Genomic DNA, 13,056 nt, shown 5'->3' on the forward strand with positions numbered 1-13,056 from the left:
GAGACATGATGAACGAACAAGCGAACTCGAGGACTTGGCTGGCAGGCGGTCCCCCGGGCCACGGGCTGGCGCGTGCCTTCGTGCGCACGGATGCCGACCGCGCAGAGGTGGAGAAGCACCGGCCGCTGGATCTGCTGCCGGCGCACACGGTGCACGGCTGCATCGCCGCTGCGATGCGCGAGGACCCGGACAAGACCGCGGTCGTGCAACCGGCCACGGCCGATCCCTTGTCCACGCCGCGGACCTTGACCTATGCGCAGTTCCTGCGTGGCATCGAGCAGGCGGCCTGCCTTTTCGTGGAAGCTGCCGGCGCCGAGACGCCGGTGGTCTCGGTGATCTGTCCGCTGTTGCCCGAGGGCCTGATGGCGATCTGGGGCGCGGAGACCGTGGGCATCGCCAACCCGATCAACCCGTTCCTCGACCTCGCCTCGATCATCACGATCCTGAACCGGATCGGGACCCACGTGCTGGTGGCCGGCTCGTCCGAGTTCGGCCCCGGAGCCTGGGACAAGCTGCAGGAGATCGCCGCCGCAGTGCCGACCCTGAAGCGCGTCTATGTCGTCGGCGGGCAGGCGAGCGACGAGCAGAGCTTTGAGCGTGCGCTCGAGCGCGTCGACGTGTCGCGCTTCGCCTCGGTGCCGCGGCGCGATGGTGCGGACGACGCGGTCTACATGCCCACCGGCGGCACCACGGGTGCGCCCAAGCTCGTGCGCCAGACGCAGGAGCGACAGCTCATCGACGCCTGGCTGATGGGGGCGCTCAACGGTTCCGCGCCCGACGAGGTGGTCGCGCTGGGCATGCCGACCTTCCACGTCGGTGGGCTCGTTGCGATCGCGCTGCGCGCGATGCTGTTCGGCCAGACCCTGGTGATATTGACGGCCGACGGTTTCCGCAACCCCGCAGTGCTGCGCGATTTCTGGCGCATCGCCGAAGTGCATGGCGTCACCAACGTGATCGCGACGCCGACGACTGCCGCGGCGCTGCAGGCGGCACCGGCCGCGATGGTGGTGCAGCATCGCATCAGGAACTTCGGCTGCGGCGGCAGCACCATCCCGGTGGAGTTGCTGCATGCGTTCCACAAGCGCTTCGGGCTGTATCTGCGCGAGGTGTGGGGAATGACCGAGTTCCACGGCGTCACCACCGGCCATCCGAACGACGGAAACATGCCGGCGATCGGTTCAGTGGGCCGCGCATTCGCGTTCCACGAGGTGCGCGCCGCCGTGCTCGAGGGACGGCGCTTCGTGCGAGACGCCGCGCCCGGCGAGCGCGGCATCCTGATCGTGCGCGGCATCTGCGTCGGCGACGGCTACGTCGACGCGCGCCAGAACGACGACCTGTTCGTGGTCGATGGCCCCGATGGCGAAGCGTGGGCCAATACCGGAGACATCGGCGCCGTCGACGACGTGGGGCACGTGTGGGTCTACGGCCGCGACAAGGACCTGATCGTGCGCGGCGGAAACAAGATCGATCCACGTGTGATCGAGGAGGCATTGCAACAGCATCCCGCGGTACAGGTCTCCGCCGCGATCGGACAGCCCGATGCGCGCCGCGGCGAGATGCCGGTCGCATACATCCAGCTCAAGGCCGGCGCCGTCGCCAGCGAGGCCGAACTGCTCGCGTTCTGCGCCGAACGCATTGCCGAAAAGGCGGCGGTCCCGGTCGGGCTGACGCTGCTGCGCACGATGCCGATGACGGCCGTCGGCAAGATCGCCAAGCCCGCCCTGCGCGTCGACGCACTGAAGAAGGTCGCGACGGCGGTGGCGGCCGAAGTGGCAGGGCCCGATTCGGTCCTCGGCATCGATGTCGACGCGACAGCGGGCCGACCCACAGCGGTGCTGCGGATGCACGCGCCCCGAGCGCAGCACGACGAGCTTGCGGCGAGTCTGCGCGCGGCCTTCCTGTCTTTCGAGTTCAAGACGCAGTTCGACCTGGTCGATCGTTGAGCGTCGAACCAACACACCCCAAGAGAAGAGTCAACATGTCCAACACAACCATTTCCCAGCCGGTGGCCTACCGCGGCGTCTCGATGACGCCGGAGCAACGCAAGGTCGTCTTCGCGGCATCGCTCGGCACCGCGTTCGAGTGGTACGACTTCCTGCTGTTCGCGTCGCTGTCGCCGATCATCGCGGCCAAGTTCTTCGCGGCGCTGCCGTCGGACCTGGCATTCATCTTCGCGCTGCTGGCCTACTCCGCCGCGTACGCGCTGCGGCCCCTGGGCGCGATCGTGCTCGGTCGGCTGGGCGACATCGTCGGGCGGAAGTTCACCTTCCTGATCTCGGTCTCGCTCATGGGCGCCGCGACCTTCCTCGTCGGCATCCTGCCCGACTACAACACCTGGGGGCTTGCGGCACCGATCGCGCTGCTGACGCTGCGAATGGTTCAGGGGCTCTCGCTCGGCGGCGAGTTCGGCGGCGCGGCCACCTACGTGGCGGAACACGCCCCGGAAGGCCGGCGTGCCTACTTCACGTCGTGGATCAACTGCACCGCGGCCATCGGCTTCGTGCTCTCGCTGATCGCGGTCATCGGGGTGCGGTCGATCATGGGCGAGGCCGCGTTCGGCGACTGGGGCTGGCGGCTGCCGTTCATCTTCTCGCTGGCGCTTCTGGTCGTGTCGGTGTGGATCCGGCTCAGCCTTTCCGAGTCGCCGGTGTTCCTCGAACTCAAGCGGCAGGGCAAGACGAGCAAATCGCCGCTGATCGAATCGTTTGGCAACCTGCGCAACATCAGGCTGGCGCTTGCCGGGATGTTCGGCGTGATCGCCGGCTCGGCCGTCCTCTCGACGATGGGGCTCATCTATCCGCTGCTGTTCCTGTCGCAGACGCTGAAGGTCGCGCCGCTCACGACCAACGTCCTCGCCGGCCTGGCGATCCTGGTCTCGCTGCCGCTGTTCCCGTTCTCGGGCTGGCTGGCCGACCGCTTCGGGCGCAAGCCGGTCATCATCGTGAGTTGCCTGATCGGCGCCGTGAGCTACTTCCCGGTCGTGAAGGCGCTGACGCATTTCGCCAATCCGGCGTACGAGCAGGCGCTGGCGAGCGCGCCGGTGACGGTCGTGGCCGACCCGGCGCAGTGCTCGTTCATGTTCAATCCGACCGGCACCGCGAAGTACCTGTCGTCGTGCGACATCGCGCACGGAGCACTCGCTCGCGCGGGCGTCAACTACACCAACGTCGACGCTCCGGCCGGCACCGAGGCCTATGTCAAGGTGAACGAGGTGCGTGTCGACGGGTTCTCCGGTTTCGAGCTCGCCCCGGCCCAGCTCAAGGCCCGGACCGACGAGTTCAACAAGCGCCTGATCGGCGCGGTGCGTGGCGCGGGCTATCCCGAGAAGGCCGACCCGGCGCAAACCAACCTGGCGATGACCTGGCTGCTGATGCTCTACATGGCGGCGCTGGCGGCGATGTCCTATGCGCCGGTGAGCGCGGTCATGGTGGAACTGTTCCCCGCGCGCATTCGCTACACCGCGATGTCGGTGCCCTATCACCTGGCCAACGGCTGGGTCGCGGGCTTCCTGATCCCGGCGGTGTTCGCGCTGGTCGCGGCGAGCGGCAACATCTACTTCGGGCTGTGGTACCCCGTCGCCTGGGCGATCCTGGGTGCGGTGGTGACGCTGTTCTTCGTGCCCGAGACGAAGAACACCGATTTCCGCAACTGGCACTGACGCATCGCCACCGGCCGATCTTCGCGAATGAGTGGCATGAAGGACGACGCATTGTGCAAACGCATAGAGGCCTACCTGAGCGCACAGGTGCGTGCGCCGGTGCGCGCGAGCGGACTCAAGCGCTTCCCCGTGGGCTTCTCCTGGGCCACCTACGCGGTGGAGGTGGAGGCTGACCCGGTTGCGGCACTGCCCGCTGCCAGCATGATCCTGCGCATGGGGCCGGACGATGCGCTGTATTCGCCGTACAGCGCGGTCCCGCAACATCAGCTGCTCACCGCGCTTGCACGCAGCAGCGTGCCGACGCCGCGTGTCTACTGGCACAGCGACGACCGACGCATCCTGGGCGCGCCGTTCTTCTTCTGCGAGCGAGTCGGCGGTCGCGCGCCCTTGCCCTCGGTGGGCGCGCCGGACGACCCTGTGCCCGGCCACCGGGAGACGATGGCTGCGCAGTTCGTCGGCGCTCTCGCCGACCTGCATGGCTTCGGCTGGCAGTCGGCGCCGGAACTCGGCGAGTGGGGGCGTGGCCTGACACCGGAGAACACGGCGCTGCGGCAGGTCGAGGTTTGCGAGCAGGACTACGAGCGATGGGCCACGCGCCCGCAGCCGGCGATGCTGTGGGCCATGCACTGGTTGCGCCGCACTGCTCCGCGCGCGCAGCGCCTGGCGATCGTGCATGCCGACTACCGCATCGGCAACTTCCTGTTCGATGGCGGCCGCATCACCGCGGTGCTGGACTGGGAGTCTGCGCATCTCGGCGATCCGCATGAGGACCTGGCGTGGGCCACTCTGCCGCAGTTCGGTGGCGGCACGGGGCTGGTGTGCCGGCTCATGGACCTGAAATCATTTCTGGCGCTGTACGAGCGGCTGAGCGGCCACTGCGTGGACCTCGCCGCATTGCGGTACTACACGGTCATGTCGCTGCTGAAGCTGGCGCAGGTGTACCTGGCCTCGGCCCATACCTTCGAGCGTCCCGGCGCCAGCGACGTACGCATGGGTGCCATGGCGACGCAGGCTGCGCAGACGCTTCGCCAGATGCAGAAGAACATCGAGGCGACCGCATGAACAACTCCCTTGGACGCCTGTACGAAGGCATGGCCGCGACGATGTCCGAACGCATCCTGCCGCATATCGAGGATGACTTTGCCCGCGGGCAGGCCTACGGCGTGATCTACCTGCTGCAATGCCTGAAGCTGCGCACCGACTGGTCCGACGCTTACCTGTGGCCGCAATGGAATGCGCTGCAGCTCGCTGTCGAGCGCCTGGGCCCGCTCCTGCGTGGCGTGGACGGGGCCCCGGCCCTCGATGCCCCGCCGGCGAATGGCGCGTCGCTGCACCAGCGATGCGAGGCCGCGCGGGCCACCCTGTGCGCCGCCTACGACTGGGCCGAACGCCATTCGGCAGAGTTGCCGATCGATGTCGCGCAGGGCATTCGCGCCGCGTGGCAAGGCTTCATCGAGGCCGATCTCAAGCACGAACTGAACCAACGCGTCGCCTTGCCGTACTCGGAGATGTCGACGGGCCGGGCGACTGCGACCGCTGCGGCGAAGGGAACCCCATGATCAGCGCTCAGGACGACCTCATGGGCCACCAGCTGCCCACCACCTTCGACCACGTGGCCAGCAGTGATCCGGCCTGGGTGGAGCGCTACTGGTACAGCGGACACCGTGTGCCCGAGGGGGACATCGTGCTCGACCTGGGCATGGGCTACTACCCGAATCGCAACGTGATGGACTGCTTTGCCGGTGTCAGCTGCGAAGGCGTGCAGACCAATTTCCGTGCCTCGCGCCGGCTGCGCGGCAGCCCCCTGGCGACCGAAGTAGGGCCCATGAGGGTGGAAGTTCTCGAAGCCCTGCGCCGTCACCGCCTGGTGCTGGCGCAAAACGCATCCGGCCTGGCGTTCGACATACGCTTCGAGGCCACGACCCAGGTGCACGAGGAAGAGCCGCACTTTCGCCGCCGCGACGGGCGCGTCGTGGAGGACATGGTGCGAATGGGCCAGTTCGGACGCTACGCGGGCTGGCTGGAATTCCAGGGCCGCCGCGTCGACCTGACGCCCGACCGGTGGTGGGCCCAGCGCGATCACTCCTGGGGCATACGCGCCGGCATGCACACCGACGAGACGCGACCGCCCACGCTGGCGTACCCGCCGTTCTTCTATGTCTGGGGCCAGATCCAGTTCGAGGAAATCGGCGTGCACCTGTACGCCCAGGAGCGCGCGCCGGGCAGGATGTTCTATCTCTCCGGCGAGCTTGTCGGCCGCCTCGGCGAGGCGCCGCTGCGGCGAGCGCGAATGACCGGGTTTGCCCAACGCATCACTTGGGCCGACGATCCGCTGGGGCAGACGATCAGGAGCGGCACCTTCGAGTTCACGCTCCAGGATGGCGGTGTGCGCACGATGGAGATCACTGCCATGCCGGCGCGCTACTTCCTCAAGGGGGGGCTGTACGGCGGCATGGCGGGGTGGTCGCATGGCGACGACCGCGGGCCGCTGCACGTCGAGCACGACACATGGCGTCATGACGACCCCGAGGTGCGCCGCGTCGCCCGCACGCTCGGCGATCACGTCGTGCAGGCGCGCATGGACGGCAAGACCGGTTGGGGAATCCTCGAGTACGGCGTGGGCAAGGGCTATCCGCTGTACCAGGACATCCAGCATTTCCCCGCCATCTGAAGGACACCAGAACCGTGACGACCCCTCACGCCACCGGGCCGCTGCGCGGCGTACGTGTCATCGAACTGGGCGCGCTCGGCCCCGCGCCGTATTGCGGCGCCTTGTTGTCCGACCTGGGCGCCGACGTGGTACGCGTCGATCGCCTCGTCCTCGACGACGTGGGCGTGGACACGCCCGCGCGCTTCGACTTCTACAACCGCAACAAGCGATCCGTGGCGCTGGACCTCAAGCATCCCGAGGGCCTGGCCGCGGCACTCGATCTGGCGGCCAAGGCTGATGTGCTGATCGAGGGCTTCCGCCCTGGGGTGGCCGAGAAGCTGGGCATCGGGCCGCTGGACTGCCGCGCGCGCAATCCGCGCATGGTGTTCGGGCGCATGACCGGCTGGGGCCAGACCGGCCCCCTGGCGCAATACGCCGGGCACGACATCAACTACATCGCGCTGACCGGCGCGCTTCATGCGATGGGGCCTGGCGATGGCCGCCCCGCGGTCCCGCTCAACCTGGTAGGCGACCTTGGCGGCGGCGCCATGTACCTCGCAGTAGGCGTGCTGGCTGCCTACGTGGACGCGCAGCGCTCGGGGCAGGGGCAGGTCGTGGACGCGGCCATGATCGATGGCGTCTCCAACATGCTGTCTCTGATGTATGGCTTCATGCAGGGCGGCATGTGGAAGGACGCGCGCGAGAGCAATCTCACCGATGGCGGCGCGCATTTCTACGGCACCTACCTGACCCAGGACGACAAGTTCGTGGCGGTGGGCGCGATCGAGGCGCGCTTCTACGCGCAACTGCTGGCTGGCATGGGATTGAACGCAGGCGATCTGCCGCCCCAGAACGACCAGGCTGCCTGGCCGCGGATGCGCGTGCTGTTCTCCGAGGTGTTTGCACGACGCACGCGCGATGAATGGGTGCAGGCCATGCAGGGCCACGACGCCTGCTTCACGCCGGTGTTGAACCTGCAAGAGGCGCCGCAGCATCCGCAGCTGCGCGATCGCAGCAGCTTCATTCAGTTCGACGGCGTCCTGCACCCTGCACCCGCCCCGCGTTTCGAGCACACGCCGGTCAACTTGCGCCGACCTGCACCGCGCCCGGGGCAACATACCCTGGAAGTGCTGGGGGAGTGGGGCTTGCCGGTGGCGCAGGCGCAGAAGTTGGTCGCGCAGGGGGCTGCACGGCAGGATTGACGCCATGTGCTTGCGTTACAGCTTGACGGCGCCCGAAGTCGTCAGAGACGCGATCTCGGCCGCCTCATAGCCCGCGTCCCGCAGCACCTCCAGCCCATGCTGCCCATGCGTCGGAGGCGGCGAGCGCAACACGGGGCGCTGGCCATCGAAGCGCACCGGCTGTGCCACCGTCCTGAGCGCACCCAGATGAGGATGCTCGTAGTGCAAGACCATCTCGCTCGCGGCCGTATGCGCGTGCGCCGACAGTTCGCCCAGCGAATGCAGCGGCGAGCAGGGGATGCCGGCGCCGCCCAGCAGCTTCGTCCACTCGTCCCGCGTGCGCGTGGCCATCACCCGGCGCACCATCGCGACGGTCTCTTCGCGGTGCGCCACGCGATCGGCGTTGGTCCTGAAGCGCGGATCGTCGACGATGGCCTCCAGGCCCACGAGCGCGCAGAAAGAGCGCCAAAGCGAATCGTTGGCTACGCCGAGGATCAGCGGTCGGTCGGCGGTCTCGAAAGCCTCGTAGGGGCACAGCGATTCGTGCCCCGAGCCGGGCCTCTCGGGCTCGGTGCCACGCTCCCAGAACGCCTGCAGGAAATAGCCCAGGAAGCCGGTGGCCGTGTCGAACAGCGAGGCCTCGACCAGCGCGCCCTTGCCGGTGCGCGAGCGCTCGAACAAGGCGGCCAGCACGCCGATCAGCGCATGCAGGCCGGTGGCCTGGTCGACCGGCGAGAACGGGCTGCGCACCGGCGGCCCGTCGCGCTCGCCGGTGATCGCCAGCATGCCGCAGAAGGCCTGCAGGATCACGTCGTAGCCCTTGTCGTTGCGCAGCGGCCCGACCGAGCCGAAGCCCGAGATGTTGCAGTAGACCAGGCGCGGGTTGCGCTGGCGCAGCGCTTCCGCGCCGACGCCCAGGCGCTCCGCCACGCCGGGCCCGAAACTGCTGATGACCACGTCGGCGTCGTCCGCGAGGCGGTGCACCACGGCCAGTCCGTCGGGATGGCGCAGGTCGACGGCGATGCTGCGCTTGTTGCGATTGGCGCTGAGGAACACGGTGCCCGTGGGGTCGGAGCCATCGGCCGCGCTGCGGAACGGGGGCCAGCCGCGCGTCTCGTCGCCCTCGTGCGTTTCCACCTTGATGACATCGGCGCCCATGTCGCCCAGGTACTGCGCGCAGAGCGGTCCGGCCAGCACCTTCGACAGGTCGAGCACCTTGAGGCCCGCGACCGGGGTTGCACTCATCGTCGCGCTCCTATTCGGGCTGGATGCCCGCGTCCTGGACCTTGCGGCCCCACACTGCCAGTTGCTGCTTCATGTAGGCATCGAAGGCCGCGCCATCGGCCGGCGCGACCTCCGCGCCCATCGCGGTGAACTTGTCGACGACATCCTTGCGCGCCAGCATGGCGCCGATCTGCGCGCTGAGCCTGGCGCGGATGTCCTCGCTCAGGCCCGCCGGCGCCAGCACGCCGACCCACGCGGCCAGGTCGAAGCCCTTCAGGCCTGCCGCAGCCGCGACCGTGGGGAGTTCCGGTGCCAGTGCGCTGCGTTGCTCGGTCGACACCGCCAGCGCGCGGATGCGACCGGCCTTCAGCTGTGCCTGGCTCGATGCGAGGTCGCCGAAGGTGAAGCTGATCTGGCCGCCGATCAGGTCGGTCAGCACCTGCGGCGAGCTCTTGTAGGGCACGGCGGCGGCGTCCAGCTTCATCAACGAATTGAAGGCGGCGCTGGCGACCTGGCCGGTGCTGTTGCCATAGCCGTAGCTCACCTTGCCGGGATTGGCCCTGGCATAGCTCGCGAGCTCGGCCACCGACTTCACGGGCAAGGCGCCATTGACTTCGAGCACGAAGGGGAAGTAGCAGACGCGCGCGATGGCGGTGAAGTCCTTGATCGGGTCGTACGGCAACTTCTTGAACAGGTGCGGATTGCCCGAATGCACGGTGTTCGTCGTCAGGAACAGCGTGTAGCCGTCGGGTGGAGATTTGGCGACCGCTTCGGCGGCGATGATGCCCGACGCGCCCGGCTTGTTGTCGACCAGCACGGGCTGGCCGAAGGCGGCGCGAAGGTCCTCCGCGATCATGCGCGCGACGATGTCGCTCGCGCTGCCGGCACCGAAGGCGGTGACCAGGTGGATCGGCCTGGACGGCCAGGCCTGCGCCATGGCGCCATGGCATGCGGCGAGCAGCAGCAGGGCCGCAGCCCGTCTCAAGATCGATCTGCGCATGGTTGTCTCCTTGAGGTCGTGGCAAACCCGCCTTGACCCGATCTGTATTAATGCATATCGTAAGCTGGCATACGATACAGCAGATTTCGACAAACGAGGAAATTCCATGGACTTTGCCTTCACTGACGACCAGCTCGCGATCCGCTCGGCGGTGGAAGAGGTCTGCTCGCCCTTCGACGACGAGTACTGGCTGCGCAAGGACCGGGAAGGCGGCTTTCCGGAGGATTTCTACACCGCGATGGCCGCGGCCGGCTGGCTCGGCATCGCGATGCCGACCGAGTACGGCGGCGCGGGCCTGGGCATCAGCGAGGCGGCGCTCATGATGGAGACGGTGTCGGCCACCGGCGCCGGCATGGCGGGCGCGTCCAGCATCCACATGAACGTGTTCGGCCTGCACCCGGTGGTCGTGCACGCCAGCGATGCGCAGAAGCAGCGCTGGCTGCCGCCGATCATCGACGGCCGGAACAAGGCCTGCTTCGGCGTGACCGAGCCCAACACCGGCCTCAACACGCTCAAGCTGAAGACCATGGCGGTGCGCCAGGGCGACCGCTATGTCGTCAACGGCCAGAAGGTCTGGATCTCGACCGCGCAGGTCGCGCACAAGATCATGCTGCTGGCGCGCACCACGCCGATCGACCAGGTCAAGTCGCCGGCGCAGGGGCTAAGCCTTTTCTACACCGACCTCGACCGCAGCAAGATCGAAGTGCGCGAGATCGAGAAGATGGGCCGCAAGGCGGTCGACTCCAACCAGTTGTTCATCGATGGCCTGGAGATCCCGGTGGAGGACCGCATCGGCGAGGAAGGCCGCGGCTTCGAGTACATCCTGCATGGCCTGAACCCCGAGCGCGTGCTGCTGGCCGCCGAGGCCACCGGGCTCGGCCGCGCAGCACTGCGGCGCGCGGCCAGGTATGCCGGCGAGCGCATCGTCTTCGACCGGCCGATCGGCAAGAACCAGGGCATCCAGCATCCACTCGCGGAGCGCTGGGTCGACCTCGAGGCGGGCACGCTGCTCTACCAACGCGCCGGCTGGCTCTACGACCAGGGCAAGCCGTGCGGCGCGGAGGCCAATGCGGCCAAGTTCTTCTGCGCCGAGGCCGGCTTCCGGGCCTGCGAAACCGCGGTGCTCACGCACGGCGGTTTCGGCTATGCGAAGGAATACCACGTCGAGCGCTACCTGCGCGAGGCGATGCTGCCGCGCATCGCGCCGATCTCGCCGCAACTGATTCTCTGCTTCATCGCGGAGAAGGTGCTCGGCCTGCCCAAGTCCTACTGACGCGATGCCAGCCAGGTCACCCGCCCGTCCCGCGCCGCAGATCGACGACCAGGACAACTGGGACCAGCGGCTCGGCTTCCTGATGCACGACGTCTCGCGCCTGCGGCGCAGCGTGTTCAACGAGTTCATGAAGCCGCTGGGCGTGACGCGTTCCCAATGGTGGGTGCTGGCCCACCTGTCGCGCCACGACGGCATGATCCAGACCGACCTGGCCAACGTGCTCGAACTGGGCAAGGCCCCGCTCGGCGGCTTGCTCGACCGGCTGGAGCTGTCGGGGCTGGTCGAGCGCCGCTCCGACCCGGCCGACCGGCGGGCCAAGCGCATCTTCCTGTCGGCCAGGGGGCTCGAACTCATCGCCCACATGAGCCGCCAGAGCCATGCCATGAGCGAGCGGATGCTCGAGGGCCTCGGCCCCGCAGCGCGTGTCGCACTCGCCGACCTGCTGATGAAGGTGAAGCGCAACCTGGTTGCGCTGAAGGCCGAGGAAAGCCCCGGCGCCGCCGACGCCGCTCAGTCCTGAGGCACGGCGAGCGCACGCAGTTCGCGCCGAAGCAGCTTGCCCGTTGCCGAGCGCGGAAGGCTGTCGATGGCCCGGATACCGGCGGGCTGCTTGATGCGGCCGAGGCGCTCTTCGCAGCACGCACGCACGCGGGCGACCAGGTCTTCGGCATCCACGTCCATGGCCGCGTCGCGCGCCGGCACGACGAAGGCAAAGGGCCGCTCGCCGAAGCGCTCGTCGGCCACGCCGACCACCGCGCAGTCCCACACGCCGGCCACATCGCGGATCGCCGCTTCGATTTCCTGCGGGTAGACGTTGACGCCGCCCGAGATGATCATGTCGTCCTGCCGGTCGGTGAGGTAGAGCCAGCCCCCGGCGTCCACATGGCCCATGTCGCCGAAGGTCTGCCAGCCTTGCGGACTGGTTCTTGCAGCCGTCTTGTCGGGCGCCTTGTGGTACGCAAAGGGCTTGACGCCCGAGAAGTACACGATTCCCGTCTCGCCGGCCGGCAGCTCGCGGCCCTCGCTGTCGACGACATGCACCACGCCCTTGCGTGCGCGGCCGACCGAGCCGGGGTGTTGCAGCGCCTCGGCCGAATCGATCAGCGTGAGGCCGATGCCTTCGCTGCCCGAGTAGTACTCCAGCAGGATCGGTCCCCACCAGTCGATCATGGCGCGCTTGAGTTCGGCGGTGCAGGGCGCTGCGCCGTGCACCGCGACGCGATGGTGCGGCGCGCTGAAGGCGCTGCGTCGCGCGGCCGGCAGGCTCAGCAGGCGCTGGAACATGGTCGGCACCCACTGGCTGTGCGTGACCGCCTCGCGTTCGAGCAATTCCAGGGCGGCCTCGGCGTCGAAGCGGTCCATCACGTGCACCGTGCCGCCGCCCGAGGTCACCGCCAGCGCAAAGCGCAGCGGCGCCGCGTGGTAGAGCGGCGCTGTCGACAGGTATACGACGTCGGGCTCGCCGAGCCCGAACAGCGCATGCAGGTCGGCTGCGAAAGCGGGCGTGCCCGTGAAGCCGGCCGGCGGCAGGTCGCGCACGACGCCTTTCGGCGCGCCGGTGGTGCCCGAGGTGTAGACCATCAGCGCGCCGGGCGGCTCGACAGGATGCGGACCGTCATCGGCACCGGCCAGCAGCGCCTCGATCGGCTCGAAGCCCGGCACCGCGCCGAACGCCAGCCGATGCACGCCGCGCAGCGCCGCGGGCGGCAGCGATTGCGCCAGCCGCCCGAGCGCCGCTTCCGTGACGATGAGGCGCGCGTCGGCGTTCTCGACCAGGTAGGCCAGTTCGGGCGGTGCCAGCGTCGTCGCCACGGGCGTGAGGTAGAGCCCGCAACGGTAGGCGCCCCATGCCAGGGCCAGCGCCTCGGGACGGTTGCCGAGCAGCGACACGATGTGCTCGCCACGGGCCAACCCGAGCCCGCGCAGCACGTTGGCGATGCGGTTGGCCAGGGCTTCGAGCTCGGCATAGCTCAGCCGCGCACCCTGGCACACGATGGCCGGATGCGAGGGCCGCAGCGTTGCCTGCAGCCGCAGATCGCGGCGCGCCGTCGCTGGCTGCATGTTCATGCG

At 68.5% G+C, this 13,056-nt stretch carries 11 protein-coding genes; 8 read left to right on the forward strand and 3 right to left on the reverse strand.

The window, feature by feature from the left end:
- Positions 1-8: 8 nt before the first annotated feature.
- From HB681_RS21120 to HB681_RS21145, 6 genes are read left to right on the forward strand one after another with little or no spacing between them, the layout of a single operon-like run.
- Positions 9-1,943, forward strand: a complete 1,935-nt coding sequence (locus HB681_RS21120) for an AMP-binding protein (RefSeq protein ID WP_213956834.1) — start codon at positions 9-11, stop codon at positions 1,941-1,943.
- Between the two features lie 35 nt (positions 1,944-1,978).
- Entirely contained in the window at positions 1,979-3,658 is a 1,680-nt protein-coding gene (locus HB681_RS21125) for an MFS transporter (protein WP_213956835.1), read from the forward strand.
- Between the two features lie 36 nt (positions 3,659-3,694).
- Positions 3,695-4,720 (forward strand): phosphotransferase family protein, encoded by a 1,026-nt coding sequence (locus HB681_RS21130; protein WP_213956836.1) that lies wholly within the window; start codon positions 3,695-3,697, stop codon positions 4,718-4,720.
- A complete protein-coding gene (locus tag HB681_RS21135; protein WP_213956837.1) occupies positions 4,717-5,217 on the forward strand; it encodes a hypothetical protein in 501 nt (166 codons plus the stop codon). The genes HB681_RS21130 and HB681_RS21135 overlap by 4 nt, the downstream gene beginning before the upstream one ends.
- Positions 5,214-6,329 (forward strand): hypothetical protein, encoded by a 1,116-nt coding sequence (locus HB681_RS21140; RefSeq protein ID WP_213956838.1) that lies wholly within the window; start codon positions 5,214-5,216, stop codon positions 6,327-6,329. The genes HB681_RS21135 and HB681_RS21140 overlap by 4 nt, the downstream gene beginning before the upstream one ends.
- Positions 6,330-6,343: 14 nt before the next feature.
- Positions 6,344-7,510: a CoA transferase gene (locus HB681_RS21145; protein ID WP_213956839.1), complete on the forward strand. Its 1,167-nt coding sequence runs from the start codon at positions 6,344-6,346 to the stop codon at positions 7,508-7,510.
- A gap of 15 nt (positions 7,511-7,525) precedes the next feature.
- Here the strand turns inward: HB681_RS21145 and HB681_RS21150 are convergent, their stop codons facing one another.
- Positions 7,526-8,734, reverse strand: a complete 1,209-nt coding sequence (locus tag HB681_RS21150; RefSeq protein WP_213956840.1) for a CoA transferase — start codon at positions 8,732-8,734, stop codon at positions 7,526-7,528.
- A 10-nt stretch (positions 8,735-8,744) separates the two neighbouring features.
- Positions 8,745-9,713, reverse strand: coding sequence for a tripartite tricarboxylate transporter substrate binding protein (locus tag HB681_RS21155; protein ID WP_213956841.1), 969 nt, complete (start codon positions 9,711-9,713; stop codon positions 8,745-8,747).
- 106 nt (positions 9,714-9,819) lie between these two features.
- On the opposite strand from HB681_RS21155, the gene HB681_RS21160 reads away from it, so the two are divergent.
- Complete coding sequence (locus tag HB681_RS21160; protein ID WP_213956842.1) at positions 9,820-10,986, forward strand: acyl-CoA dehydrogenase family protein; 1,167 nt, start codon at positions 9,820-9,822, stop codon at positions 10,984-10,986.
- 4 nt (positions 10,987-10,990) lie between these two features.
- A complete protein-coding gene (locus tag HB681_RS21165) occupies positions 10,991-11,506 on the forward strand; it encodes a MarR family transcriptional regulator (protein ID WP_213956843.1) in 516 nt (171 codons plus the stop codon).
- Here HB681_RS21165 and HB681_RS21170 read toward each other — a convergent pair.
- On the reverse strand, positions 11,497-13,053 hold the full coding sequence (locus HB681_RS21170) for an AMP-binding protein (RefSeq protein WP_213956844.1): 1,557 nt from the start codon (positions 13,051-13,053) through the stop codon (positions 11,497-11,499). The two genes, HB681_RS21165 and HB681_RS21170, sit on opposite strands and share 10 nt — an antisense overlap.
- Between the last annotated feature and the right edge of the window lie 3 nt (positions 13,054-13,056).

Origin of the sequence: Variovorax sp. dw_954, assembly GCF_018449755.1 — a bacterium.
GTDB lineage: Bacteria > Pseudomonadota > Gammaproteobacteria > Burkholderiales > Burkholderiaceae_C > Variovorax.